The sequence below is a fragment of the Micromonospora sp. NPDC023737 genome, from assembly GCF_040639715.1.
Lineage (GTDB): Bacteria > Actinomycetota > Actinomycetes > Mycobacteriales > Micromonosporaceae > Micromonospora.
This window is the reverse complement of the sequence record NZ_JBFAAL010000004.1, coordinates 26,215-50,731: the sequence shown is the minus strand read 5'-3', so window position 1 is coordinate 50,731 and position 24,517 is coordinate 26,215. Positions and strand designations below refer to the sequence as shown.

20 protein-coding genes and 1 riboswitch are annotated in these 24,517 nt (G+C 71.7%); of the genes, 13 read left to right on the top strand and 7 right to left on the bottom strand.

The window, feature by feature from the left end; all coding sequences use genetic code 11:
- Positions 1 to 216 precede the first annotated feature (216 nt).
- Positions 217 to 1,008, top strand: a complete 792-nt coding sequence (locus tag AB0F98_RS11670) for a maleylpyruvate isomerase family mycothiol-dependent enzyme (protein WP_357732636.1) — start codon at positions 217 to 219, stop codon at positions 1,006 to 1,008.
- A gap of 161 nt (positions 1,009 to 1,169) precedes the next feature.
- Here AB0F98_RS11670 and AB0F98_RS11665 read toward each other — a convergent pair whose 3' ends face one another.
- Positions 1,170 to 2,201 carry a LacI family DNA-binding transcriptional regulator gene (locus AB0F98_RS11665; protein WP_357732633.1) on the bottom strand — a complete coding sequence of 344 codons (1,032 nt, stop codon included), beginning with the start codon at positions 2,199 to 2,201 and terminating at the stop codon, positions 1,170 to 1,172.
- 123 nt (positions 2,202 to 2,324) lie between these two features.
- Between AB0F98_RS11665 and AB0F98_RS11660 the strand changes: the two genes are divergently transcribed.
- From AB0F98_RS11660 to AB0F98_RS11630, 7 genes are all read left to right on the top strand, one after another.
- Entirely contained in the window at positions 2,325 to 3,551 is a 1,227-nt protein-coding gene (locus AB0F98_RS11660; RefSeq protein ID WP_357732630.1) for an amino acid ABC transporter substrate-binding protein, read from the top strand.
- Positions 3,552 to 3,556: 5 nt separating this feature from the next.
- Positions 3,557 to 4,444 carry a branched-chain amino acid ABC transporter permease gene (locus AB0F98_RS11655; protein ID WP_357732627.1) on the top strand — a complete coding sequence of 296 codons (888 nt, stop codon included), beginning with the start codon at positions 3,557 to 3,559 and terminating at the stop codon, positions 4,442 to 4,444.
- On the top strand, positions 4,428 to 5,558 hold the full coding sequence (locus tag AB0F98_RS11650) for a branched-chain amino acid ABC transporter permease (protein WP_357732624.1): 1,131 nt from the start codon (positions 4,428 to 4,430) through the stop codon (positions 5,556 to 5,558). The genes AB0F98_RS11655 and AB0F98_RS11650 overlap by 17 nt, the downstream gene beginning before the upstream one ends.
- Positions 5,555 to 6,292: an ABC transporter ATP-binding protein gene (locus AB0F98_RS11645; protein ID WP_357732620.1), complete on the top strand. Its 738-nt coding sequence runs from the start codon at positions 5,555 to 5,557 to the stop codon at positions 6,290 to 6,292. Before AB0F98_RS11650 ends, AB0F98_RS11645 begins: the two co-directional genes overlap by 4 nt.
- Positions 6,282 to 7,031 carry an ABC transporter ATP-binding protein gene (locus AB0F98_RS11640; RefSeq protein WP_357732617.1) on the top strand — a complete coding sequence of 250 codons (750 nt, stop codon included), beginning with the start codon at positions 6,282 to 6,284 and terminating at the stop codon, positions 7,029 to 7,031. Before AB0F98_RS11645 ends, AB0F98_RS11640 begins: the two co-directional genes overlap by 11 nt.
- Positions 7,032 to 7,140: 109 nt before the next feature.
- On the top strand, positions 7,141 to 8,103 hold the full coding sequence (locus AB0F98_RS11635) for a LamG-like jellyroll fold domain-containing protein (protein WP_357732614.1): 963 nt from the start codon (positions 7,141 to 7,143) through the stop codon (positions 8,101 to 8,103).
- A 39-nt stretch (positions 8,104 to 8,142) separates the two neighbouring features.
- Positions 8,143 to 10,239 (top strand): PQQ-dependent sugar dehydrogenase, encoded by a 2,097-nt coding sequence (locus AB0F98_RS11630; protein ID WP_357732611.1) that lies wholly within the window; start codon positions 8,143 to 8,145, stop codon positions 10,237 to 10,239.
- 114 nt (positions 10,240 to 10,353) lie between these two features.
- Here the strand turns inward: AB0F98_RS11630 and AB0F98_RS11625 are convergent, their stop codons facing one another.
- Positions 10,354 to 11,388 carry a LacI family DNA-binding transcriptional regulator gene (locus tag AB0F98_RS11625; protein ID WP_357732608.1) on the bottom strand — a complete coding sequence of 345 codons (1,035 nt, stop codon included), beginning with the start codon at positions 11,386 to 11,388 and terminating at the stop codon, positions 10,354 to 10,356.
- A 212-nt stretch (positions 11,389 to 11,600) separates the two neighbouring features.
- Between AB0F98_RS11625 and AB0F98_RS11620 the strand changes: the two genes are divergently transcribed.
- Genes AB0F98_RS11620 through AB0F98_RS11610 form a run of 3 tightly spaced genes read left to right on the top strand, consistent with a single transcriptional unit; the run spans position 11,601 to position 14,826 of the window.
- Complete coding sequence (locus AB0F98_RS11620) at positions 11,601 to 12,752, top strand: Gfo/Idh/MocA family oxidoreductase (protein WP_357732605.1); 1,152 nt, start codon at positions 11,601 to 11,603, stop codon at positions 12,750 to 12,752.
- Positions 12,749 to 13,912, top strand: coding sequence for a dihydrodipicolinate synthase family protein (locus AB0F98_RS11615; protein WP_357732602.1), 1,164 nt, complete (start codon positions 12,749 to 12,751; stop codon positions 13,910 to 13,912). The genes AB0F98_RS11620 and AB0F98_RS11615 overlap by 4 nt, the downstream gene beginning before the upstream one ends.
- Positions 13,909 to 14,826 carry a sugar phosphate isomerase/epimerase gene (locus AB0F98_RS11610; protein ID WP_357732599.1) on the top strand — a complete coding sequence of 306 codons (918 nt, stop codon included), beginning with the start codon at positions 13,909 to 13,911 and terminating at the stop codon, positions 14,824 to 14,826. The genes AB0F98_RS11615 and AB0F98_RS11610 overlap by 4 nt, the downstream gene beginning before the upstream one ends.
- A gap of 68 nt (positions 14,827 to 14,894) precedes the next feature.
- Here the strand turns inward: AB0F98_RS11610 and AB0F98_RS11605 are convergent, their stop codons facing one another.
- The 4 genes from AB0F98_RS11605 to AB0F98_RS11590 all read right to left on the bottom strand — a co-directional run bounded on the left by AB0F98_RS11605 (position 14,895) and on the right by AB0F98_RS11590 (position 20,097).
- Positions 14,895 to 15,638: an amino acid ABC transporter ATP-binding protein gene (locus AB0F98_RS11605; protein WP_357732596.1), complete on the bottom strand. Its 744-nt coding sequence runs from the start codon at positions 15,636 to 15,638 to the stop codon at positions 14,895 to 14,897.
- Positions 15,635 to 16,414, bottom strand: coding sequence for an amino acid ABC transporter permease (locus AB0F98_RS11600; RefSeq protein ID WP_357732593.1), 780 nt, complete (start codon positions 16,412 to 16,414; stop codon positions 15,635 to 15,637). Before AB0F98_RS11600 ends, AB0F98_RS11605 begins: the two co-directional genes overlap by 4 nt.
- Positions 16,415 to 16,458: 44 nt before the next feature.
- Positions 16,459 to 17,328, bottom strand: a complete 870-nt coding sequence (locus tag AB0F98_RS11595) for an ABC transporter substrate-binding protein (protein ID WP_357732590.1) — start codon at positions 17,326 to 17,328, stop codon at positions 16,459 to 16,461.
- A 290-nt stretch (positions 17,329 to 17,618) separates the two neighbouring features.
- Positions 17,619 to 17,730: riboswitch (SAM riboswitch) on the bottom strand.
- A 207-nt stretch (positions 17,731 to 17,937) separates the two neighbouring features.
- Entirely contained in the window at positions 17,938 to 20,097 is a 2,160-nt protein-coding gene (locus tag AB0F98_RS11590) for a glycogen debranching N-terminal domain-containing protein (RefSeq protein WP_357732587.1), read from the bottom strand.
- A gap of 344 nt (positions 20,098 to 20,441) precedes the next feature.
- On the opposite strand from AB0F98_RS11590, the gene AB0F98_RS11585 reads away from it, so the two are divergent.
- Positions 20,442 to 22,010, top strand: coding sequence for a Na+/H+ antiporter (locus AB0F98_RS11585; RefSeq protein WP_357732584.1), 1,569 nt, complete (start codon positions 20,442 to 20,444; stop codon positions 22,008 to 22,010).
- 39 nt (positions 22,011 to 22,049) lie between these two features.
- The gene (locus tag AB0F98_RS11580) at positions 22,050 to 22,292 is read left to right on the top strand and encodes an SDR family oxidoreductase (protein ID WP_357732581.1); all 243 of its coding nucleotides are present in this window, start codon (positions 22,050 to 22,052) and stop codon (positions 22,290 to 22,292) included.
- A 107-nt stretch (positions 22,293 to 22,399) separates the two neighbouring features.
- Here the strand turns inward: AB0F98_RS11580 and AB0F98_RS11575 are convergent, their stop codons facing one another.
- Positions 22,400 to 24,457, bottom strand: coding sequence for a glycosyl hydrolase family 28-related protein (locus tag AB0F98_RS11575; RefSeq protein ID WP_357732578.1), 2,058 nt, complete (start codon positions 24,455 to 24,457; stop codon positions 22,400 to 22,402).
- Positions 24,458 to 24,517 lie beyond the last annotated feature (60 nt).

Below are 24,517 nucleotides of genomic sequence, written 5' to 3'. Positions count from 1 at the left end.
AGCGGCGGACGGTCGGTAGCCGACGGGCCACCAACGGTGCCTCCCTCGGCGCCTGCGGGCGCGTCCGGATCGAAGGCGTCGAGAGTAAAGCATGGGAAGGTCCGCAGCACGGCGCGGGGCACCGGACCGGCGCGGCATGATGGTCAGCGGTGCCGGTCACCGGCCAGCTCCGCACGTCGCGGGGCGCGGCGGCGCCGAGCAATGAACAGGAGAGACATGTCTTCGATCGCGGACCAGACGATATCGGCCCTGCGTAGTGGGCACGACGCGCTCGTCGCGTTCGTCGGGAAGCTGAGCCAGGAGGACCTGGTCCGGCCCTCCGGTGCCAGCGACTGGCAGGTGTCGCAGGTGCTCAGTCACCTCGGCAGCGGCGCGGAGATCAACCTGGCGGCGCTACGTGCCGCGACGTCCGGCGGCACGGTGCCGGGCGGCGACTTCAACAAGTCGGTGTGGGCACGTTGGGACGCCATGTCCCCGGCCGAGCAGGCCGCCGGGTTCGTCGAGGCCAACACGCGGCTCGTCGAGGAGTACGAGTCGTTGGACCCGACGGCCCGGGCGGAGCTCCGGATCGACCTGGGCTTCCTTCCCGAGCCGGTGGAGGTCGCGACCGCGGCCCGGATGCGGCTCAGCGAGTTCGCCCTGCACCGGTGGGACGTCGAGGTCGGGTTCGACCCGTCCGCGACGGTGTCGGCGGACGCGGTGCCGCTGCTGCTCGACAACGTGGGGATGATGCTCGCCTGGGCGAGCCGGCCGGACGTGCTCGGCGGTCGGCAGGCGACCCTCACGGTGCGGCTGGACGACCCGTCCCGGGTGTTCGGGCTGCGGCTCGGTGAGCGGGTCGAGCTGACCGACGCGCCGGAGCAGCCGGACGGCGAGCTGGTGGCGCCGGCCGAGGCGTGGCTGCGCCTCACGGTGGGACGGCTCGGCGCGCAGTACACGCCGGAGACCGTGCGGCTGACCGGGCCGCTGAGCCTGGACGAGCTGCGGGCCGTCTTCCCCGGTTTCTGAGGCCGAGGCCGGCTCCGCTGGACTCTGGTGTCGTGCGCTGCGAGCCGCTTCTTCGGCTTGATCACGCACGATCCTGGTCGTGGTGGCCTGACGGGGGAGTCGAGGCCACCACGACCAGAATGTTGCGGTGCCGTGAGGCGCTCCGGTCCGGCGCCCGTCGTTCAGGCGGGTGCCGGACCGGTGGAGTCGCGGACCACGAGGGTGTGCCCGGTGGGGCGCCGACGCGGCCGGTTCGACCTGGGCTTGAGGGCGAGCGCCAGCGCCGTGCGTCCCATCTCGGTCATCGGCAGCCGGACGGTGGTGAGGCTGGGTGCCAGGTCGGCGGCGACCGAGACGTCGTCGAAGCCGACCACCGACACCCGCTCCGGCACGGAGATGCGGTGGGCACGCAGCACCGCGAGCACACCCATCGCCATCGCGTCGTTGAGCGCGATGACGGCGGTCGTCTCCGGGTGCTCGCCGAGGATCCGCTCGGCCGCCACCCGTCCGCCCTCCCGGGTGAAGTCGGTGTGCACCACCGGAAGTTCGGCGAGGTCCAGGCCGTGGCCGCGCAATGCCGCGGCGACCCCGGCGAGCCGGTCGGCGACGGTGGTGAGTCCCTCGGTACCGGCCGCCACGGCGATCCGCCGGTGCCCCAGCCCGAGCAGGTGCTCGGCGAGCGCCCGGCCGCCGGCCTCGTTGTCGGGCAGTACGGCGTCGGCGCCGAGTGAGTGCCGCCCGATGACCGCGACCCGTCCGCCGAGGCTCTGGTAGGCGGCCAGCTCCGCCTTCGTCTCCGCCTCGACCCGGTTGTCGGTGTAGCCGGAGCCGGCGATGAGGATGATGCCGACCCGCTGGGCGATGAGATGGCGGATCTGGCGCAGCTCGAAGTGCGGGTCACGCCCCGAGTGGCAGATCTGCACGAGCAACCCCTGTTCCGCGGCGACCTCGATGACCCCGCCGGCGATCTCGGAGAAGTACGGGTCGTCCACCTGGTGCACGACGAGGCCCACGGTCGAGCTGGCGCCCCCGGCGAGGGTGCGGGCGTACGGGTTGGCGACGTAGCCGAGCTCCTGGGAGACCCGCCGTACCCGGTCGGCGACCTCAGCGCTGACCCCGTCGCGGCCGGACAGGGCACGAGACGCTGTCGCCAGTGACACTCCCGCCCGCTCGGCGACGTCGACGAGGCGCAACCTCGAGCCAGGCTTGGGCATCAGCGACTCTCCCGAGACATCGACGTCGGTACGGCTATCTATTGCCAGTGACGTAGGACACACCCTAGAGTACGAAAGCGCTTTCGCAAGCGCTTCCAGCCCGGAGCAAAGGAGCGTCCGAGCATGTCCACCCGGTTGACAAAGAAGAGATGGGCGACGGCGTTCGGCGCGACGGTGGCCACCCTCGCGCTCGCCGCCTGCGGCGGAGGCGAGCAGGGATCGACCTCCACCGACGACCCGATCGTGGTCGGGATCTCGCTGCCGCTCACCGGCGACTTCTCCGAGCCCGGCAAGGGTGTTCAACGCGGCTACCAGGCCTGGGTGAAGATCGTGAACGAGAAGGGCGGGCTGCTGGGCCGGCAGGTCGAGTTGAAGATCCTCGACGATCAGTCCAACGCCGACCGCGTCGTCTCCGACTACGAGCAGCTGATCGGCCAGGACCAGGTCGACGTCGTGGTCGGTCCCTTCTCGACCCGGCTCGTCGTACCGGCCGCCCGCGTCGCCGAGGAGTACGGGATGCTGTTCGTCGAGCCCGCGGGCGCGGCGAAGGAGGTCTTCGAACAGGGCTTCAAGAACCTGTTCTACGCCGCCCCCGCGGTCGCGAACGACCACTACAACCACCTCGCCGAGTACATCCTCGGCCTGCCGGCGGGGCAGCGGCCCACCACGGCGGCGTACGCGGCGATGGACGACCCGTTCGCGCAGGGCACGGCGTACGGGCTGAAGGAGAAGCTCGAGGCAGGCGGCATCCGCACCGTCGTCGACGAGGTGTACCCGCCGAACACCACCGAGTTCAGCGGCATCGCCGCGAAGATCGCCTCCTCGAAGGCGGACATCGTGGTGGGTGGCTCGCAGTACCAGGACGGCGTCAACCTGATCGTCGCGCTCCAGCAACTCGCGTACCAGCCGAAGCTCGCCGCCTTCTCCACGGCCCCGACCAGCCCGGAGTTCGCCGCCGCGATCGGCAACAAGACCGAAGGGATACTGGCGCCCACCGGCTACACCCAGCAGGCGCCCTACCCCAGCAACGTCGAGTTCGTGCAGAAGTACACCGCCCAGTTCGGCACGCCGCCCGAGGAGGACGAGGCGAACGCCTACACCACGGGCCAGGTGGTCGCGGCGGCGATCACCGCGGTGGGCTGCGCGGAGCAGGGCGACTGCCAGCGCAAGCTCGTCGAATGGGTCCGCGGCAACACCGTCGAGACGGTCGTCGGTCCGCTGAGCTGGGACGCCACCGGCAAGCCGCAGGGCGCACACATGATCCAGCAGTGGGTCGAGGGGGAAATCCAGATCGTGCTCCCGGCCGACGCCAAGGAGGCCGACGTCGTCTACCCCAAGCCGGCCTGGTAGGCGCGATGACCTCCGGAGCGCTGATCTTCCAGAGCGTCGTCCTGGGCCTGCTCCTCGGCGGGCTCTACGCCCTGCTGGCCTCGGGCCTGACGCTCTACTTCGGCATCATGCGGGTGGTGATGATCGCTCACTCGGCGTTCCTCATCCTCGCCGCCTACCTGGCCTGGTGGTCACACACCCGGCTCGGCGTCGACCCGCTGCTCTCCCTGGTCGTCACGGTTCCGCTCTTCTTCGCCGCCGGGGTGCTGCTGCAACGGGGCCTGCTCTCCCGGCTGCGTCCCGCCACGCTGACCATGATGTCGGTGCTGTTGACCTTCGCCATCGCGGTCATCATCGAGGGGCTGCTCGGGTACGCCTTCACCGGCACCCAGCGCCGCATCCAGCTCGGGTACGGCACGGCGAACCTCGAACTGTTCGGCGCGCGGATCGCGGTGGTCAAGCTCATCGCGTTCGGGCTCGCGGCGGCCGCCCTGCTCACTCTCTATCTGCTGCTGAAGCGCACCACGTTCGGTTGGGCGCTGCGCGCCACGATCCAGCACCCCGACGCGGCCCGGCTGGTGGGCATCGACACCAGCCGGGTCGCCGGTCACGGCTTCGGCATCGGGCTGGCCACCGCGGCCGTCGGCGGCACCGCGCTGGCCCTGGACACCACCATCTACCCGTCGCTGCACTGGCACTGGATCGGGCCGCTCATGGCGATCATCGTGGTCGGCGGGCTGGGCAGCGTGCCCGGAGCCGCGGCCGCTGCCATGGTGCTCGGCCTCACCCAGAGCCTGCTGCAGATCCCGCTCAACACCACCTGGGCGCAGACCATCTTCTACCTCGCGCTCCTCGCCACGCTGGCGTTCCGCCCGCAGGGATTCTTCGGAGGCCGGCTTGCCCAGCGCTTCTGACCCGACCTCGAGCCTCACGGTCCGCCGACCGTCGGTCACGGCCGCCCGGGCCGGCCGGGCCGTCCTGCTCCTGGCTCTCGTCGCGGTCGTGCTGTCGTTCCCGTCGCTGGCACCCAACCCGTACATCCTCTCGGCCGGCATCCTCGTGCTGAACTACGCGCTGCTGTCGACGTCGTGGAACTTCGTCGGCGGCTTCACCGGCTACATCTCGCTCGGGCACGGGGCGCTCGCCGGGCTCGGCGCGTACGGCACCGGCCTGCTCGTCACCAAGGCCGGCCTGCCCAGCTTCCTGGCGCTCGGCGTCGCCGCCCTCGTCGTGGCCGCGCTCGCCGTGCCGATCGGCTACGCGGCGCTGCGGGTACGCGGGGCCTCCTTCGTCATCGTCTCGATCGCGCTGGTGCTGGTCATGCTGTTGGTGTTCCAGAGCTGGGCCTCGTTCACCGGCGGCTCGCGCGGGCTGACCGTGCCGCGCCCGTTCCCCGACCTGCTGCGTCCCGAGCACCACCGGGTCTTCTGGTTTCTCTTCGCCGCGCTGCTGGCGCTCGCGCTGCTGGTCTGGTGGCTGATCGACCGCTCCCGGTTCGGCCTCGGGCTCAAGGCGATCCGGGAGGACGAGGACAAGGCGGAGTCACTGGGCATCCCGACGTTCGCCTACAAGCTCGTGGTGTTCGTGGTGTCGGCCGGGTTCACGGCCGCCGCCGGCGGGCTGTACGCGCTCTGGTTCGGCGACCTCGACCCGGTCTTCCAGTTCTCCATCCTGACCGGCTCCTACCTGGTGCTCATGGCGCTGCTCGGCGGCGTGCGCACCCTCTTCGGGCCGCTGCTCGGGGCGGTGGTCGTCGGCACGGCACTGGAGTACTTCAAGGTCGAGTACGGCAGCACCCCGCTGCATCTGGTCGCCACCGGCCTGCTGCTCGCCCTCGTCGTGCTCTTCATGCCCGACGGCGTGCTGCCGGCGGTCGCCGCAATGCTCGACCGGTTCCGCCCGGCGCAGCAGTCGATCCGTGAGGTGACCGCCGCCGAGTTGCGCGAGCAGCGCGAGGGCGGCGTCCGGGCGGAGACCGAGCTGGCCGGAACGGGCCCCGGCACACCATCGACCGGGGAGCGGGCATGACCGACCAGGCATTGCGGACCGAGGGCCTCACCAAGGCGTTCGGGGGTGTGGTGGCCCTCGACGGCGCGAGCGTGGCGTTTCGGCACGGGCAGGTCAACGCGCTCATCGGGCCCAACGGCTCGGGCAAGACGACGTTCTTCAACTGCGTCACCGGCATGATCCGCGCCGATTCGGGGCGCACCGTCTACCGGGGGCGGGACATCACCCGTGCCACGCCGCACGCCGTCGCGCACAGCGGCATCGGTCGTACCTTCCAGCTCTGCCGGGTCTTTCCCCGCATGTCGGCGCTGGACAACGTGCTCGCCGCCGTACGCCCGGAGGGTCTGCTCGGTCGGTTGCGGGGCGCGCGCGGCCGGGCCGAGGTCGACCGGGCGCGCGGCTGGCTGACCCGGCTGGGCATCGAGCACCTCGTCGACGTCGAGGCGCGGAACATGTCGTGGGGGCAGCAGAAGCTGCTGGAACTGGCCGGCGTGCTGATGAGCGACCCGGAGACGGTCCTGCTGGACGAGCCGGCCGGTGGCGTCAACCCGGCCCTGCTCGACCGGATCGGCGGCCTGGTCCGGGAACTCAACGCCGAGGGCCGCACCTTCGTCATCGTCGAGCACAACATGGACCTGGTGATGAGCATCAGCGACCACATCGTGGTCTTCGACCGGGGGCGACCGATCGCCGAAGGGCCGCCGTCGGTCATCCGTTCCGACGAACGCGTGCTGGGGGCCTACCTTGGCGTCTGAGATCGAACTCGTCGACATCCAGGCCGGCTACGGGCGCGCCGCCCCCGTGCTGCGCGGGCTCTCCGTGGCGGTGCCGGCCGGATCCATCGTCTGCCTGGTCGGCCCGAACGGCGCCGGCAAGTCGACCGTGCTCAAGGTGGCCAGTGGGCTGCTCAAGCCCCGGTCCGGGCGGATCCTGGTCGGTGGGCGGGAGATGACCGGCCAGGGGCCGCAGGCGATGCTCGCCGCCGGCGTGGCGCACGTGCTGCAGGGGCACAGCGTGTTCCGCGAGATGACCGTGGCCGAGAACGTGCTCCTCGGCGGCTACACGCTGCGGGACAAGTCGTTCGTCGCCCGCCGGGCCGAGTTCGTCAAGGAGCTCTTCCCGGTGGTGGCGCAGCGGTGGGGGAGTCTCGCCGGGTTGCTCTCCGGCGGCCAGCAGAAGCAGGTCGAGTTCGCCCGGTCGCTCATGGTGGACCCGAAGGTCGTGCTGCTCGACGAGCCGTCCATGGGGCTGGACCCGAAGGCGACGGCCACCGTGTTCGAGCAGGTCGTCCGGATGCGGGACGCCGGCACGGCCGTTCTGCTGGTCGAGCAGAACGCCCGGCGGGCACTGGAGGCCGCCGACCTGGGCTGTGTCCTCGACCTCGGCCGCGTGCACATCTCCGGTCCCGCGTCCGAGCTGCTGGCGGATCCGCAGCTCGGCGAGCTCTACCTCGGCGGTCGGCCCGCCGAGCCGCCGGTCGTTCCGAAACGCTGAAAGCTCGTACGGGCACCAACGCACAACCGACATAGCGAGGTCCGGCCACGTCGGCAAGCGCTTACCGGGACCGGACCGCCGAGGTTCGTGGCACAGAGAGGTGTACGCGATGTCCAGAGCAAGACGTGTCGCCGCCGCCACCGCCGCCGTCCTGGCGGCCGGCGTGCTGGCCGGCGTCGCGGCGCCACCCGCGTCGGCCTTCCGGCCGGGCCCGCGTGACGTCCACCCGTCCCTACGAGACGATCTGGTCGCCTTCTACGACTTCGACCATCCGGTCTCCGGCGACGCGGCGCTCGAACGTGACCAGGGCCGTTCCGGCACCGAGATCGAGCTGGTCAACGGCGGTCCGGCGATGCGCGTGCCCGAGCGCGCGTACGCCGGCAGCGGCCGGGCGTTGCAGACCCGTCAGGTCGAGCCGACGGTCGCCGGCAACGACGACTGGAAGGCCGGCATCTTCTCGGCCAGCGGTGTGCGTACGCTGCGCGCGTTCAACGCCGTCGGCGGCGCCACCGTGATGGGCTGGTTCAAGGTCGAGATGACCGAGCCCCTGCCGAACTCGAACACCGCCGACCCCGGCGACCGCTACAACGCCATCGGGCTGGCCGGTGTGCTGACCGGCGACTCCGACGGGCACGGCGTACGCGCCCTGCTGGAACTCATCGACGTGAACGGGGAACTGCGGCTGGTCGCGCTCGGCCGGCGGCTCGACGGCGGCGGCTCCCAGACGTTCGCGGCGGCACAGGACTGGCGCACCCTGCTGCCGGCCGGTCGGTGGGTGCACCTCGCCGCCACGTTCGACTTCAGCACCGGAGCGATGGCGCTCTACCGCGACGGCGAACCGCTGGCCGGCTTCTACACCCGTACCGACGACCCGTGGCTCGTCGGCGGCCCGGGCCCCCACGTCACCACCGCCTCCGATCCGCGCGGCATCAAGATCGGTGGCAGCTACCCGCAGGACAACCGAGAGCAGAACCCGTGTGACTGCCGGATGGACTCGCTGATGTTCCTCGACCGCGTGCTCGACGCGCGGGAGATCGAGCGGCAGCACCGGCACATGACCCGCGGACGCTGATCCGTCACCGTCCCCCGTCCCTCGAGAACGGAGTGACCCGTGCGCATCCTCCCTCGCCGCCTGCGCAGATCGGCGGCCACGGCGGCGCTCGCGACCGCCGCGCTCACCCTGTCGCTGGTGGCCGCGGCGCCCGCCCGCGCCGCCGACCCGATCTACGACCCGGTACCCGAGGCGCAGCTCCAGAGTCGCCTCGGGCTGGTCCTCACCGAGTACGCCGCGTTCCCGAAGTCCGAGCCGACGCCCGCGCCGACGGACGCGCGGCTCATGCGGCACGCCCGGATCAACACCATCATGGAGATCCCGGACGGCTCCGGCCGCCGGGCGGTGCCCGACCTGAACGGCAAGCTGTACGTCGTGGAGGACGGCGTCCCGCACGTCTACCTCGACGTCGCGTCGACCTTCGCGCCGAAGTTCTTCTCCGGCCGCGGGCTGGGCCAGGGCTTCGGCTATGTGGCCTTCCACCCCGACTTCAAGCGCAGCGGCAAGTTCTACACGATCCACACCGAGCAGGCGTCGCTCGCCACCGAGGTGCCGGACTGGTCGCAGACCGGCACCCTCTTCCACGGCGTCATCACAGAGTGGACGGCGAGCGATCCGGCGGCCGACACCTTCGCGGGCAGCCGCCGCGAGGTGCTGCGGGTCGGTTTCGGCGGCCAGGTGCACGGCATCCAGGAGATCAACTTCAATCCGACGGCGAAGAAGCACGACCCGGACTACGGCCTGCTCTACCTCGCCGTCGGCGACGGCGGGCTGGGCGTGCGCAACACCGATCCGCAGAACCTGGCCCTGCCGCACGGCAAGCTGCTGCGGATCGACCCGCTGGGCACCAACGCCGCGAACGGCCGGTACGGCGTTCCCCCGTCGAACCCGTTCGTCGGGCGGGAGGGGGCGCTCGGCGAGATCTACGCGGTCGGCTTCCGGGACCCGCACCGCTTCAGCTGGGACCGGCAGACCGGCAAGATGTACCTGGGCCACATCGGCGAGCACGCCATCGAGGCGATCTACGAGGTGCGTGCCGGGGACAACTTCGGCTGGAGCGAGCGTGAGGGCGCGTTCGTCTTCGACAAGACGTCGACCCGTCCCTGCGACAAGCTCTTCCCGCTCCCTGCGGACGACGAGCAGTACGGTTACACGTACCCGGTGGCCGCGTACGACCACGACCCCGCCCCGGGCTGGAACTGCACCTCGGACGTGGGCGTCGCGGTGGCCGGCGGGTTCGTCTACCGGGGTCGGGACGTGCCCGCGCTGCGCGGCAAGTACGTCTTCGGTGACCTGGTCGACGGCCGGGTGCTCTACACCGAGGCGAAGCAGATGCGGCGGGGGGAGGGGCTCGCCCCGATCCACCGGCTGGCTCTCTTCGACGCCGCCGGCACCCCGGTGCGGATGCAGGACCTCTCCGCCCCGGGCGCCCCGGGCGACCCGAACCGCGTCGATCTGCGCTTCGGCACCGACGCGCAGGGTGAGCTCTACATCCTGGCCAAGGCGAACGGGAAGATCTGGAAGGTGACCGGTACGCGGGAGTTCGCCAGCGGGCGGCCTGGCACGACGAAGGTCCGGGACACGATGCGCCCGACCAACTGGGCGCCCGTCACCCCGGCCAAGTGGCAGTTCACCGGCGAGGAGGTCATCCTGGCCGAGGCGGGCGTGCAGCGGCCCGGCCCGCGCCGCCCGTTCGAGTACGCCGTGCTCACCGCCGGTCCGGCCTTCGGCGCGGTGGACATCACCGCGGAGGTGCGGCTGGACACCCCGGTCGAGGTGACCAACCGTGACGTGATCATCGTGTTCGGCTACCGCTCGGACACGGAGTTCTACTACGCGCACCTGTCGACCGACAACACGATCCTGCCGCACAACGGCATCTTCAAGGTCGACAATGCCGATCGGGAACGGCTCGACTACCAGTGGAACGGCCGGTCCCGTGGTGCCGCGCCGGCCATCGTGGACGCCGACTGGCACAGCGTCCGCGTCCGGCACCTGCCGGCCACCGGCGAGATCGCGGTCTACGTCGACGGGTCGAAGGACCCGCTGATGACAGCCAGGGACACCACGTTCGGTTCGGGTCGGGTGGGCTTCGGCTCCTTCGACAACGTCGGTCGGCTGCGTGATCTCACGGTCCGCGGCACTCCGGCGGCCTGACCGCTCGGTGGGGGGCGGCGGCAACGAGCCGCCGCTCCCCGCGGTCGGCCGACCTGTCGTCGATCAGGTGGCTGGCGGTCGGGTCGACGGACGTGGGCGCCGCGAACCTGATGCTCACCGGGGTGGTGGCAGGCGGGGTGTGCTGGCGCGCACCACCACCTCGCCGGCCACCCGGTGCACCCGGGGTCGCGTCACGCCGTCGTCGAGGGCCAGCCGGACGGCGAGCGCGCCGATCTCCTCCAGCGGGATCCGCACGGTGGTCAGCCCCGGATTGACGTCACGGAGCGTGGCGATGTCGTCGAACCCGGCGATCGCCATCCCGGTGGGCGGGTCGATCCCCCGGTCACGCAGCGCGGCCATCGCACCCACCGCCATCACGTCGTTGACAGCGAAGACGCAGCTCACGTCCGGGTCCCGGTCGAGCAGCTCGCGCATCGCCGCGTAACCGCCGTCGCGGGTGAACGGGCCGGATACCACGTGCTCCGGGTCGAGCCTCCCGCCGTGCCGGGCCAGCGCTTCCCGGAACCCGGCCACCCGCTCGGTCGCCGTGAGCAGTTCGGTGGGGCCGGCGAGCACGGCGAACCGCCGGTGCCCGAGCTCGTGCAGGGCGTGGCCGAGATCCCGTGCGCCGGCCTGGTTGTCGATCGAGATGGTGTCGACCGGGAGGCGGGGCTGGCTCACGGCCACCGCCCGGCCCCCCTCGGCCTCGAACGCGGCGAGTTCCTCGGCCAGCTGGTCGGTGGCCGCCCGGTCGTCGGTGCGGCTGCCGACCACGATGACCACGCTGGCCCAGTGCCGGCGGAACGCACCCACGTAGTCGGTCTCGGCACCCGGCCGCCGTTCGGTGCTCGCCATGGTGACCAGCAGGCCGTGCGCCTCGGCCTCGCGCATCACGCCGGCGGCGACGGCGGAGAAGTAGGGGTCGGCGATGTCGTGCAGCGACAGCCCGACGATGTTGGTGCGACCCCGGGCCATCGCCTGGGCGTGCGCGTTGGGGGAGTAGCGCAGCTCTGCCGCGGCCCGCAGCACCCGCTCGCGCAGCTCCTCGCCGACGACCCGGTTGGCGCTGCCGTTGAGGGCGCGCGACGCGGTGGCCAGCGAGACGCCGGCGCGCCGAGCCACGTCGTGCAGCGTGACGGAACCGGTCACGACACCGTCCTTCCCGGTGGACGCCGGATGGAAGTCGTCCGCCGCCAGCCTAGGAACCGCCCGATCGCGCCGTCAAACCCCGATGACCTGCACTTCTCCCATTCATAGTGACCGATCGGTCTCGGTGCTGACCGGCCGATGTGGACGGGGCTTGCACCGGCGGCTCGCTCTGCCATACCGTCTCGGTAAGCGCTTTCCCAAGGAGGTCGTCGATGGCCGCTCGCAAGCTCGGCGTGGTTATGAACGGGGTGACCGGCCGGATGGGCTACCGGCAGCATCTCGTCCGATCCGTCCTCGCCATCCGGGAGCAGGGCGGCGTGGCGCTCTCCGACGGCACCCGGGTGCAGCTCGACCCGCTGCTGGTCGGGCGGAACGCCACCAAGCTGCGCGAGATCGCGGAGCGGCACGACCTGCCGCGATGGACGACCGACCTGGACGCCGCGCTGGCCGACGCCGACTACCCGGTCTACTTCGACGCCCAGTCGACGCAGGTCCGGGAGAAGGCGCTCATCAAGGCGATGGACGCCAGCCGGCACGTCTACGCCGAGAAGCCCAGCGCGGAATCGCTCACCGCCGCGCTCGAACTCGCCCGGCACGCCCGCCGGGCCGGCGTGAAGAACGGCGTGGTGCACGACAAGCTCTACCTGCCCGGCCTGGTGAAGCTCAAGCGGCTGGTCGACAGTGGATTCTTCGGCCGCATCCTGTCGGTGCGCGGCGAGTTCGGCTACTGGGTGTTCGAGGGCGACTGGCAGCCCGCCCAGCGTCCCAGCTGGAACTACCGGGCACAGGACGGCGGCGGCATCGCGCTGGACATGTTCCCGCACTGGAACTACGTGCTGGAGAACCTGTTCGGCCGGGTACGGGCGGTCACCGCGCGGGTGGTCACGCACATCCCGCAACGGTGGGACGAGCAGGGCCAGCGATACGAGGCGACCGCCGACGACGCCGCGTACGCCATCTTCGAGCTCGACGACGGAGTGATCGCGCAGATCAACTCGTCCTGGGCGGTCCGGGTCAACCGGGACGAGCTGGTGGAGTTCCAGGTCGACGGCACCGAGGGCAGCGCGGTGGCCGGGCTGCACCGCTGCCGGGCGCAGCACCGGACGGTCACCCCGAAGCCGGTGTGGAACCCGGACCTCGCGGAGACCCGACGATTCCGCGACCAGTGGCAGGAGGTGCCCGACAACGCCCTGTTCGACAACGGCTTCAAGGCGCAGTGGGAACAGTTCGTGCGGCACGTCGTCGAGGACGCGCCGAACCCGTACGACCTGCTCTCCGGCGCTCGCGGGGTGCAACTCGCCGAGGCCGGGCTCCGCTCCTCGCGGGAGGGGCGCCGCGTCGAGCTGACCGAGTTGACGGCATGAGCGCCTCGGTGCGGTTGCCCCGCTCCGACGGGACGGTGGAGGAGAGGCGGTTGGCCGAGCCGGCCCGCTGGTCGCGGCCGTCCGGGCCGATCGCCTCCCGGACCGCCTTCGCCGCAGCGCACGTGGTGGCCGACCCGCTGGGCGACAACACTCCCGGCGCACCGGCGGCCCTCGACTGGGAGGCCACCCTGGCGTTCCGCCGGCATCTCTGGTCGTACGGCCTGGGCGTGGCCGAGGCGATGGACACCGCCCAGCGTGGCATGGGTCTGGACTGGCCAAGCACCCGGGAACTCATCGCCCGCAGCGCCGCGGCCGCCCGCGAGGTGGGTGGCCGGATAGCCGCCGGGGCCGGCACCGATCACGCCCCGGCCGACCTCGGCTCCCTCGACGAGGTCACCGCCGCCTACTGCGAGCAGATCGAGGTCGTGGAGGCCAGCGGTGCGCAGGTCATCCTGATGGCGAGTCGGCAGCTCGCCCGGCTGGCCCGCGCTCCGGAGGACTACGCCGAGGTTTACGGGCGCGTGCTCGAACAGGTCTCCGGCCCGGTGATCCTGCACTGGCTGGGGTCGATGTTCGACCCGGCGCTGCACGGCTACTGGGGTTCGCCGCAGGTGCCGGCCGCCACCACCGCGTTCCTCGACCTCGTCCGGCAGCACGCGGGCAAGGTCGACGGGGTCAAGGTGTCGCTGCTCGACGCCGGGCACGAACGCGGTCTGCGCGCCGCCCTGCCGGCCGGTGTCCGGCTGTACACCGGCGACGACTTCAACTACCCGGACCTGATCCGTGGCGACGGGACGTACCACAGCGACGCCCTGCTCGGTGTCTTCGCCGCCATCGCACCGGCCGCCTCGGCCGCGCTCCAGGCCCTCGACGCCGGCGACCTGCCGCGTTACGACGAGGCGTTCGCGCCGACGCTGCCGCTGGCCCGGCACATCTTCACCGCGCCGACCTGGTACTACAAGACCGGGATCGCGTTCCTCGCCTGGCTCTGCGGTCACCAGCCCGGCTTCACCATGGTGGGCGGACTGCAGAGCGCCCGGTCCGTGCTCCACCTCGCCGAGCTGGCCCGGCTCGCCGACGACGCGCGGCTGCTGCCCGATCCCGACCTCGCCGCCGCCCGCCTGCGGGCGTTCCTCGACGCCGCCGGAGTGCCGCGATGACCGGCCGGCCCACTCGATCCACAGTGCCCGCCGTCGAGGTGCCCTCCGGGCGGCCGGCCGAGGTGCCGACACCGGCGCCCGGCGACGCGCGGCTCGCCCGACTGTCGCTGAACCAGAAGACCACCGAGCGGTGGTCGGTCGCCGAGGCGGTCGCCGGCTGTGTACGGGCCGGTCTGCCGGCCGTCGGGCTGTGGCGCGAGCCCGTCCAGCAGATCGGTGTGCCCGCCGCCGCCCGTCTCGTGACGGACGCCGGCCTGCGGGTCTCCTCGCTGTGCCGGGGCGGATTCCTCACCGCCGCCGGTCCGGCGTTGCGGCGGCCCGCGCTCGACGACAACCGGCGCGCCATCGACGAGGCCGCGGAGCTGGCCGCGGCCTGTCTGGTGATGGTGGTCGGCGGCCTGCCGGAGGGCTCGCGGGACCTGGCCGGGGCCCGCCACCGCATGGCTGAGGGGATCGCCGAACTGGTGCCGTACGCGGCCGAGCGGGGCGTACGGCTGGCCCTGGAACCGATGCACCCGATCTTCTGCGCCGACCGGGGGGTGCTCTCCACCCTGGGGCAGGCGCTCGACCTGGCCGAGCAGTTCCCCACCGAGCAGGTGGGGGTGGTGGTCGACACGTTCCACGTCTGGTGGGATCCGGACGTGCTCGACCAGATCGATCGGGCCCGGGGCCGCATCGCCGGCTTCCAGGTCTGCGACTGGATCACGCCGCTGCCCCCGGACACGCTGCTCTCCCGGGGCATGATGGGCGACGGGCACATCGACTTCCCGCTGCTGCGCCGCGCGGTCGAGCGGGCCGGCTACACCGGCGACGTGGAGGTCGAGATCTTCAACGCCGACGTCTGGGCGGCCGACCCGGACGACGTCGTGTCCACGCTGGCCCGCCGCTACGTCACGCACGTGCTGCGCGACTGAGCTGCCGACGGGGGCGGTCGACTGAGGCGGCAGACAGGGGCGGCCGACGGTACACGTGACCGCGCGGCTCAGAGCACCTGGGCCAGGAACCGGCGCAGTCGTGGGTGCTCGGCCGCCTCGAAGACGGCCGCCGGTTCACCGGCCTCAAGCACCACGCCGTGGTCCATGAAGGCCACCGTGTCGGCCACCTCTCGGGCGAAGCCCATTTCATGGGTCACCACCACCATGGTCATGCCACCGGACGCGAGGTCCGCCATCACCCCGAGCACCCCCTTGACCAGCTCCGGGTCCAGGGCGCTGGTCGCCTCGTCGAAGAGCATCACCTGCGGCTGCAACGCCAGCGCGCGGGCGATCGCCACCCGCTGCTGCTGCCCGCCGGAGAGGTGGCCGGGTCGCGCGTCCGCCTTGGCGGCCAGGCCGACGAGTTCCAGCTGGGCGCGGGCGATCGCCACCGCCTCCTCCTCGGGCAGCTTCCTGATCCGGCGCAGCGCCAGGGTGACGTTGCGCAGCACGCTCATGTGCGGAAACAGGTTGAACTGCTGGAAGACCATGCCGATCCGCTGACGCAGGGCGTCCGGATCGTCGGCCAGCACGCTGCGCCCGTCGAGCAGCACGTCGCCGCGGTCCGGTTCGATGAGCCGGTTGATCGTCCGCAGCAGCGTCGACTTGCCGGAGCCGGACGGCCCGATGACGCAGGCCGTCCCGCCGCGGACCACGTCCAGGTCGGCCCCGCGGAGCACCCGGTTGGGCCCGAAGGCCAGGTGGACATCGCGTACGGCCAGGCTGACCGAGGTGCTGGTGGCGGCGGTCATCGCCCACTCCCTCCCGCCGCACCCGGCAATGCCAGGTCGGCGTCGTCGATCTCGTCGGTCGGCTGTGCGGCGGGCCGGCCGTGGCGCAGCCGGGCGTCGATCGCGTTGACCACGTGGGTCAGCGGTACGGTCAGCGCCAGGTAGAACAGGCCGGCCAGCAGCAGGGCCGATTCGTTACCGGTGGTGGCCGCGTAGTCCTGCCCGATCCGGAACAGCTCCCGCTGGCTGGCCACCAGGCCGAGGAAGTAGACCAGGCTGGAGTCCTTGATCAGCGCGATGAGCTGGTTGACCCAGGCCGGCAGGACCCGGCGTACGCCCTGCGGGATGATCACCACCCGCATCGCCTCGGCCCAGGAGAATCCCAACGCGCGGGCACCCTCCAACTGGGTCGCCTCCACCGACTGGATGCCGGAGCGGAAGATCTCTCCGATGTAGGCGGCGGCGATCAGGGAGAGCGCCAGAATGCCCAGCGGGTACGGGTTCGGCCCCCACACCTGCATGCCGAGCGGCGCCAGGCCGACGCCGATCAGCAGGATCGTCGCGGCGGCCGGCAGCCCCCGGAACACGTCGGTGTAGACCCGCGCCGGCCAGCGCAGCCACCGGGTACGGGAGATGCCGGCGACGGCCAGCAGCATGCCCAGTACCGAGCCGAGCAGAGCGGCGGAGACCGCGAGGAGCAGGGTGTTGGGCAGCCCGATGGTGAGCATCTCGGGCAGCGCCTCGCGCATCGAATCCCAGTCGAAGAACGTCTCCCACAGGGTCCGCAACGGATCCATGTCTCGTCTCTCCTACCGCTCCGCTCGGTCGTTTCGTCGTACTGTCAGGACCCGGCCGACGCGGACGCGGTCGGTGCGGCCGGGACCGCCACGGTGCCGCTGCCCGGCTTGAAGTCCGCCGGAATCGGCCGGCCCGGGTAGTACTGGGCCTGCAGCCGGTTCCACGTGCCGTCGGCGATCACCTCGTCGAGGCCCTTGTTCAGCGCCTCGCGCAGGGCGTCGTTCCCCTTCGCCACCGCGTACGCCGTCGGCGCGGGGCTGAGCAGCTTCGCGGCCACGGCGATCTTCCCGCCGCTGTCCGCGGCCGACTTCTCGCCGATCTCGGCCGGGGCGATCCAGGCGTCCGCGGTACCGGCCTTGAGCTGGTTGATCGCGCCGTTGTAGTCCGGTACGCGCACCGGGTCGAGTCCCTTGCCGTTGGCGTAGTCGTCCTGGACGGTGCCCTGCACGACGACGACCCGCTTACCGGCGAGCTCGTCGAAGCTGTGGATCGGCGAGCCGGCCGGTACGTCGAGTCCGAAGTAGCCGAAGTCGTACCCGTTGCCGAAGTCCACCGTCTTCTTGCGGGCCTCGGTGATGGTGATCGACGAGCTGCCGACGTCGAACTTGTGGTTGTTGACCTGGGCGAGCAGCGCGGAGAAGTCGGTGCCGACGAACTCCACCTTCAGACCGATCTTCCCGGCGACCGCGGTGAGCAGGTCGTTGTCGAAGCCGGTGAACTTTCCGTCCTTCAGGTACACGTTCGGCGGGGCATCGGTGAGCGTCCCGGCGCGCAGCACGCCCGGCTGGAGCAGGTCGTACGGGTTGTCCGCGCCGGACGCGGCGTCGTCGCCGCAGGCGGTGAGGGCGGTGGCACCGAGGATCGCGGCCGCGCCGACGGCGACCAACCGGGTCAGGGTAGGAAGGAATCGCACAGGTGTCTCCGGATGTCGGTATTCGGCGGAGCACGGACGCGCGCCGCCGACGGCGCGCCGCAGGGGCACGCCGCTGGAGGGTTCGGGCTGGCGGGGAGAGTGCGCGGTCAGCGCCGCGCGCCGGCAGGACAGCCGGCGCTGCACACCAACATCATGTCGACGTGCCGACGCCGGGTCAGCGCCGGCGAATCGGGCCGCCGGACGTTGGCGTCGGGCACGATGCGGCCGACTGACGAGATGGTGTGGTGGAACGACATTGGCTCTCCCGGGTCGTTGCTGACCTGGGGACCAGGCCACGCTTGCACCGGATTCGCTCCGGTGCCCGGTCTTCACCCGGGGCACCCCACCGCGGAGGAGGGTTGCCGGCCAGCAAGCCGGGGCTTGACGCTGGCGCTCATGACCTGCGCAAGAGGTTAGCAGCCCGGTACGGACAGTCGTCCAGCCGTTATGACCACGCTCACGCTCCCCGTCGGGTGGCGCGGCCGCCGGGCGTCTCGGACCGGCCACGATCACCGGAATCGAGTCGACCGGCCCGACTTGTGCGTGGCCACGGTGGCGCGCGATCGCAGCACCCGACGCCGCCGCGTCGGGCCGACTGGCGTCGCCGGGTCAGGCGGCGGGGTGGACCTCGCCGTGGGTGCCCTCGGCGTGCAGGTCCCAGCGGCGGCCGAACGCCGGAACGCCGAGCAGCCGGACCGGGCCGATCGACTCCGGCAGGTGCGGATCCAGGACCAGCCGGCCGTCGACCGCGTCCAGCCCGAGCAGCGTACGCAGGAACAGCAGCGGTGCCCCGCTGGCCCAGGCCTGCGGGTTGCACGCGGTGGGGTATGGGACCGGCCGCCGGCCGAACCTGCGGTCGTAGCCGGAGAACGCCTCGGGCAGCCGGTGCTCGGAGTAGGCGGACGCCTCCATCATGGCCCCGATGATGCGGTGGGCCGCCTCGTGCTGGCCGTAGCGGGCGAGGCCGGCCGCCACTATCGAGTTGTCGTGCGGCCAGACGGTGCCGACGTGGTAACCGATGGGGTTGTAGCCGCTGTCGGCGGTGGAGAGGGTACGCACGCCCCAGCCGGAGAACATCTCGTCGGACATCAGTTGGGCGGCCACCAATCGTGCCCGGTCCGGCGGCACGATGCCGCTCCAGAGCAGATGGCCCATGTTGGACGTCATCGAGTCGATCGGCCGTCCGTCGCCGTCCAGGCCGATCGCGTAGTAGCCGCCGCGTTCCGGTACCCAGAAGTCACGGTTGAACCGGTCCCGCAGGGCCGCCGCCTCGGCGCGCAGCCGCTGCGCCAGCACCGGGTCCCGCATCGGCCCGTCGGCGAGTTCCGCCGCGCGGATCTTCGCGTCGTACGTGTAGCCCTGCGTCTCGCAGGTGGCGATCGGCAGCACCGGGATGGTCCCGTCCGCGAACTGCACCCCGTCGGGCGAGTCCCGCCAGCACTGGTTGCCCAGGCCCTCCCTGGACCGGGTCGCGTAGCCGACGTACCCGCAGCCGTGCAGGTCCCCGTACTCGTCGATCCACCGCAGGGCCGCCCGGGCGTTCGGCCACAGCTCCCGCACCAGGGCGTCGTCACCGGTCCACCGCCAGTACTCGGAGAACACGATCAGCCAGAGCGCGGTGGTGTCGGCCCCGCCGTAGTAGGGCTGGTAAGGCTTCAACCCGAGTTGCGTCAACTCCCCAGTGCGGAACTCGTGGAAGATCTTGCCGGGTTCCCGGTCGGTGAAGTCGTCGTGCTCCTGGGCCTGGTGGCTGGCGAGCACCAGCAGCGTGCCCCGCGCCATCGTGTTGCCGAGGGCGACCGTCTGGTATCCGGTGATCAGCGTGTCCCGGCCGAACACGGTCATGAACCAGGGCAGCCCCGCGGCGTGCAGTACCACCGGCTCGCCCCGGATGCGCTTCTCCAGGCGCATCGAGGCCAGGTCGGCGGCGGACTTGAGGTACACCGCCAGCAGCCGGTCCGAGCCGGCCTCCAGCGTCGGTACGGCGGCGAGCCATCGTGCGGACGGATCCTCGGCGTCCCGCTCGAAGACGTCGCCGAAGCTACGGGCGACCGGCTCGAACTGCTCCTCGCCGCAGTGCAGGGGCACCCGCAGCTCGCACCGCCAGGCCTCGCCGCGGTGCAGACGCAGGTGCCAGACGAGCGCGTCTCCGTCGATCTGGGTCGCCGCCGGGTCGGCCTCGACCCGCACCATCGCGTAGTAGGTGCCGTTGCGGTAGGCGAAGCAGAGCGCGGAGCCGTCCTGCTCGTGACTGCGGACGATCTGCGCGGAACGGTCCCGGCCGGACTCCTTGATCTCGAACAGGTCGGCGAAGTCGGTACCCACGGCGAGCCGTAGGCGCAACTCGACCGGGTCCGGGCCGAAGTACCGCAGCTCGACGCGCTCGTACATGCCGTCGCCGACGAACCGCTGCCGGCGGACGCCGACCCGGTTCGGCGGCAGGTGCGGCAGCTCGGTGTTGGCGAGGAAGAACGCGGCGGAGAACGGGTCGACGGTGCCGGCGCCCAGCACCAGCAGCGGCGCGCCGTCGAGAGTGAGTTCCCACCTGTCGAGGAAGCGCGTGTCGTCGTGCACCAGCCCACCGATGGTGCCTTTCGGCACGTCACCGGAGGCGTTGGAGAACATGAACGTGCGGCCCTCCAGCACGCTCACGGCGTCCGGTCCGAGCTCCGGCGGCAGGTCGCGGCCGGCCCCGCTGGCCACCCGATCGTCGGGGGTCAGGTCCGGCCACGGCTGTGCCGGTGTGCGTCGTCGTTCCGCAGCCGTCACGTGCCCCCCAGCCGGCGCTACCGGGCCTGCCCCTACCGCGACCCTATGTCGGCTCGAGCGATGCGGCTTCGCCTACGGGCACATCAGCCCGGCACGGTTGGGTCCGGGACGGCCCGGCTTTCTGCCGACCGGCCGCCACGCCCCGACCCCGACCCGCCGATCCGAGCCCCGCCCGGCTTCGCGGCCCCCACAGGCCGGACCCCACGCCGGCCGTGGCTCCGCGCCCGCCTCCACCCACGCGCCGATGATCCGGTGCGTGCTGCGCCCGTTCCGCCTCCCTGACCCGCCCGCAGCGGCGACAGTGGTGTCGGAACGGTCACTGCGGCGAAGGAGGGGGGTGCTACGTGGAGGGGCTGTTGCTGCTCGTGGTGCTGGCCGTCACGGTGATCGTCGGCACCACCATCGGTGGTCGTTACCGGGTCGCGCCGCCGGTCCTGCTCATCGTCCTGGGCGGGCTGCTGGCCCTGATCCCGCCGCTGTCGCACGTGGTGCTCGCGCCCGAGGTCGTGCTGCTGCTCTTCCTGCCGGCGATCCTCTACCGGGAGGCCCTGACCACCAGCCTGCGCGAGATCCGGAACAACCTGCTCGTCATCGGCCTGCTCGCCGTGGTGCTGGTGGGGCTCACGGCGGTCACCGTGTCGTTCGCCGCACAGGCGCTGGGCGTCCAGCCGGCGGCGGCCTGGGTGCTCGGCGCCGTGCTGGCCCCGACGGACGCCGCCGCGGTGTCGGGCCTGGCCAAGCGGATGCCGCGCCGGCTGCTCACCACCCTGCGCGCGGAGAGCCTGATCAACGACGGCAGCGCCCTGGTGCTCTTCTCCGTCACGGTCGGCCTGCTCGGCGGCGGCGCCTTGCCGGGGGCGCTGGAGCTGGCCGGCGAGTTCAGCCTCTCGTTCGCCGGTGGCATCGCCGCCGGACTGGTGGTCAGCGGTCTGGTCGTGCTCGTGCGGCGGCACATCGACGACCCGATGCGCGAGGGGGCGCTCAGCGTGCTGACCCCGTTCGCCGCGTTCCTGCTGGCGGAACAGATTCACGCGAGCGGTGTGCTGGGCGTCGTGGTGTCCGGACTGGTGCTCTCCTACGCCGGCCCGCGGGTCATCCGGGCCCGTTCCCGGCTTGTGGCGTTCTCGTTCTGGGATCTCTCGACCTTCCTGATCAACGGCGCGCTCTTCGTGCTGCTGGGGATGCAGATGCCCCGTGCGATCCGCAGTGTCACCAGCGTGTCCATCGGGCGCGCCGTGGTCATCGCGGCGGTCGTGACGCTGGTGGTGGTGCTCACCCGGGCCGCGTGGATCCTCCTGTCGTCGTACCCGATCCGGGCGGTCAACCCTCGGGCGAAGCGGCAGGCCGCCGGCATCCGGTTACGCGTCGTCGCGACCTGGACCGGATACCGGGGCGCGGTGTCGCTCGCCGCGGCGCTGGCCGTCCCACTGAGCACGCACGGGCATCGAGTCCTGGAACGAGATCTGATCATCTTCTGTACGGCCACGGCGATCCTCGCGATCATGCTGTTGCAGGGCACCACCCTGCCGCTGATCGTCCGCTGGGCGGGCCTCATGGGCGATCCACGGCGCGTCGAAGAGGTGCGGCAGGCCCGGGTACGGGCCGGACAGGCGGGGCTGTCGGCGCTGCCGCAGATCGCCGAGGAGGTCGGCGCGGACGACGACGTGCGAGACCGGGTCCGCACCGACTACGAGGCGCTCCTCGAGGACCTCAGCAGCGTCGAACGCGAGGGGGGTCCGCCACGGGCCAGCGAGCGGGAGCGCCAGCTGCGGCTGGGCCTGATCGAGCACAAACGCCGGGAGATCACCCGGATGCGCGACGCCAACGAGATCGACGACGTCGTGCTGCGAGAGCTCCAGGCCGCCCTGGACATCGAGGAGATCCGGCTGCTCGGGCCGGAGGCGCCGGAGTAGCGGTCCGGGGGGATGTGCGACCGAGGAGAGGAGCGCACGGTGCACGAGGCAGCGGACACCCCGCGGTACGGCCGCGTCGCCGTGGTCACCGGCGCGGCGCACGGCATCGGACGAGGCGCCGCGGTGGAGGCGTTGCGCGGGCGTACGCCGCTCGGCCTGCCGTGGATCGCGCCGGAGGATGTCGCGCCGTTGGTGGTGTTCCTCGCCTCGGACGACGCGCGGATGGTCAGCGGCGCCACGTTCGCCGCCATCGCCGGCGACAGCGCCCACTCCACAGCCTGACCCTCGGGCCCTCGTCCACCCTGCCGATCATGAGGTTGACGGCGGAGTGGATCTCGGAAGCCGCCGTCAACCTCATGATCAACGCGTTGGTGCGGGGGTGGGGTGGGTCACCAGCGGGCTGGTGGGGGTGGTGGGACCACGGGCGGGCGGTCGTCGCAGGTGATGGTGTTCGGCAGTTGCCAGTCGGCGAGCCAGCCACCGTCGTTGCCGCCGAGGTCGGTGAGGCCGAACTCCGAACCGGCCGGGGTGAAGTGGAACGAGCCGCAGTTGTTCACGCCGACCGCCCCGACGTGCCGTGCGTCCACGTTCTGGAAGGACGCCGAACCGGCGGTACGGGCACTGACCACCGAGGTGCCGGTGCCGTCGACCCGGATGTCCCGGAAGCGCACGCCGTTGATCGAGTAGAGGTCCTTCACTGCCCACTCGCTGACCAGCATGATCGCGTTGTAGGTGCTGTCGAGGTACGCGTCGCCGGTCACCTCGATGCGGGCGTCGATGCTGCGGTCCAGGGCGTAGAACCAGATCGCGCCGAGCCCGATCTGCCAGTTCAGTTCCCAGGTGCCGGCCCGGACCGTCGTGTTGCCGGTGATGCGTAGGTGCCCGGTGAAGGGCTCCGCGCCGAAGCGGGACCCGACGTGGATGGCGCTGCCCTCCCGCACCGGGTCGGCGACCAGGTTGCCGGAGACGGTGTTGTCGCCGCCGCCGTAGACGGCGATGCCGTTGGCGAGCACGGGCGACTGCACGGTGTTGCCGGCGAAGGTGTTGCGGGCGTTCGCCGTCTGCTCCGACCACATCGCCAGGCCGTCGTCGCCGGTGTTCCGGACGAAGTTGTTGGCGACGAGCGAGTCGGTCACGCCGGTGTGGAAGTTCAACGCGTCGGCGATCTGGTCGACGATGATGTTGTCGGTGACGCGTACGTTGCGCATCGGACCGTCGAACCACAGGCCGACCTTGGTGTGGCGCAGGTGCAGTCCGTCGATGGTCGAGTCGCTCATCGCCCCACCGATCCCGTTCACCTGGTCGGTGTCGATCCGCTCCCGGACGTCACCTTCGATGGCGAAGTCGGAGAGATGGACGTTGCGGCTGCCCCCGTCGGCCGCGTCCCTGCCGTAGAAGCCGACGCCGGTGTGCAGCGACCCGTCCGGCGCCGGAGTCGGCAGGGCCACCTCGCGGCCCTTGATGATCGTGTACCAGTTGCCGGCGCCCTGGATGGTCACGTCGTCGACGGTGATGTGCCGGTTGACCTGGTAGGTGCCGGGTGGGAGGTAGACGGGCAGCCCGGTGCGCCGGGCGAAGGCGATGGCGCGTTCGATCGCGGGGGCGGCGTCCCGGCGGCCGGTCGGGTCGGCGCCGAAAGCCAGCACGTTCGCGGCGAGCAGCCGCACCTTCGGTGGGCCGACCAGTTCCGAGTCGAGCAGGTCGATGACCGTCCACGCGGCGTTGCTGCCGGCCGGCGCGGTGAGCCGGATCCGGTCACCGGCCCGGTACGTGCGACCGAGCAGCAACCGCTGTTCGTCGTAGAAGTGGCTGGGTCGGAACGGCTTCTGGATCGTGGGGTACGGCTCGGTCTCCGCCGGCACGCAGGAGCACTCGGTGATCCACCAGTCGGGGTGCAGCAGGTCCGCGCCCGGGTCGTTGGAGAACGGGTACTGGTTGTAGAGCCAGGCGTACTGCGAGGTCAACGTCATGGTGCGGATCCGTTTGCCGTTGGCGGCGACGTCCAGCGGCGCGGTGATGCCGCCGCCGGTCGGCGCGTCGGGGATGCTGTAGCGGACGGTGATCGCGTTGGCGGCCGCGGGCAGGGTGAACTCGACGTGTTGGCCGGGGGTCAGCCGGACCGCACGCCGCCCGGACGCCTCCGAGGGGAGCGTGTACGCGCCCCGGTCGGGCCCGATGACCTCGCCGTTCGTGGTCGCGTTCTCCGCCTCCTGCTCGAGGAAGGCGACCCGGGCGCCCCGGCCGGCGACCAGTTGCGGATCGAGCGCCGCCCGGGTCACCACCGGGCCGGCCGGACGGCCGGCGTCCCGGGTGCCGGCCTCGGCCGGCGCGCCGGCCAGGATGCCGAGTGCCGTGGCGAGCGCGGTCACGGCGGCGATCGCCGCTCGCCGCCGCTGTCGGGTGCGCGGGAGCTCCGCGCGGATGCTCCAATTCATGGAGGGGCTCATCTCTCTCGATGGTGGGATGCTGCGACGCGGCGTTGCCTGGGACGGCCGGGGCGGCCCGGC

What these genes read in the sequence shown, in the direction of transcription:
- AB0F98_RS11605 (WP_357732596.1), bottom strand. Translation starts at nt 15,638, where the DNA reads ATGACCGCCGCCACCAGCACCTCGGTCAGCCTGGCCGTACGCGATGTC.
- AB0F98_RS11670 (WP_357732636.1), top strand. Translation starts at nt 217, where the DNA reads ATGTCTTCGATCGCGGACCAGACGATATCGGCCCTGCGTAGTGGGCAC.
- AB0F98_RS11575 (WP_357732578.1), bottom strand. Translation starts at nt 24,457, where the DNA reads ATGAGCCCCTCCATGAATTGGAGCATCCGCGCGGAGCTCCCGCGCACC.
- AB0F98_RS11635 (WP_357732614.1), top strand. Translation starts at nt 7,141, where the DNA reads ATGTCCAGAGCAAGACGTGTCGCCGCCGCCACCGCCGCCGTCCTGGCG.
- AB0F98_RS11665 (WP_357732633.1), bottom strand. Translation starts at nt 2,201, where the DNA reads ATGCCCAAGCCTGGCTCGAGGTTGCGCCTCGTCGACGTCGCCGAGCGG.
- AB0F98_RS11620 (WP_357732605.1), top strand. Translation starts at nt 11,601, where the DNA reads ATGGCCGCTCGCAAGCTCGGCGTGGTTATGAACGGGGTGACCGGCCGG.
- AB0F98_RS11645 (WP_357732620.1), top strand. Translation starts at nt 5,555, where the DNA reads ATGACCGACCAGGCATTGCGGACCGAGGGCCTCACCAAGGCGTTCGGG.
- AB0F98_RS11655 (WP_357732627.1), top strand. Translation starts at nt 3,557, where the DNA reads ATGACCTCCGGAGCGCTGATCTTCCAGAGCGTCGTCCTGGGCCTGCTC.
- AB0F98_RS11660 (WP_357732630.1), top strand. Translation starts at nt 2,325, where the DNA reads ATGTCCACCCGGTTGACAAAGAAGAGATGGGCGACGGCGTTCGGCGCG.
- AB0F98_RS11615 (WP_357732602.1), top strand. Translation starts at nt 12,749, where the DNA reads ATGAGCGCCTCGGTGCGGTTGCCCCGCTCCGACGGGACGGTGGAGGAG.
- AB0F98_RS11600 (WP_357732593.1), bottom strand. Translation starts at nt 16,414, where the DNA reads ATGGATCCGTTGCGGACCCTGTGGGAGACGTTCTTCGACTGGGATTCG.
- AB0F98_RS11610 (WP_357732599.1), top strand. Translation starts at nt 13,909, where the DNA reads ATGACCGGCCGGCCCACTCGATCCACAGTGCCCGCCGTCGAGGTGCCC.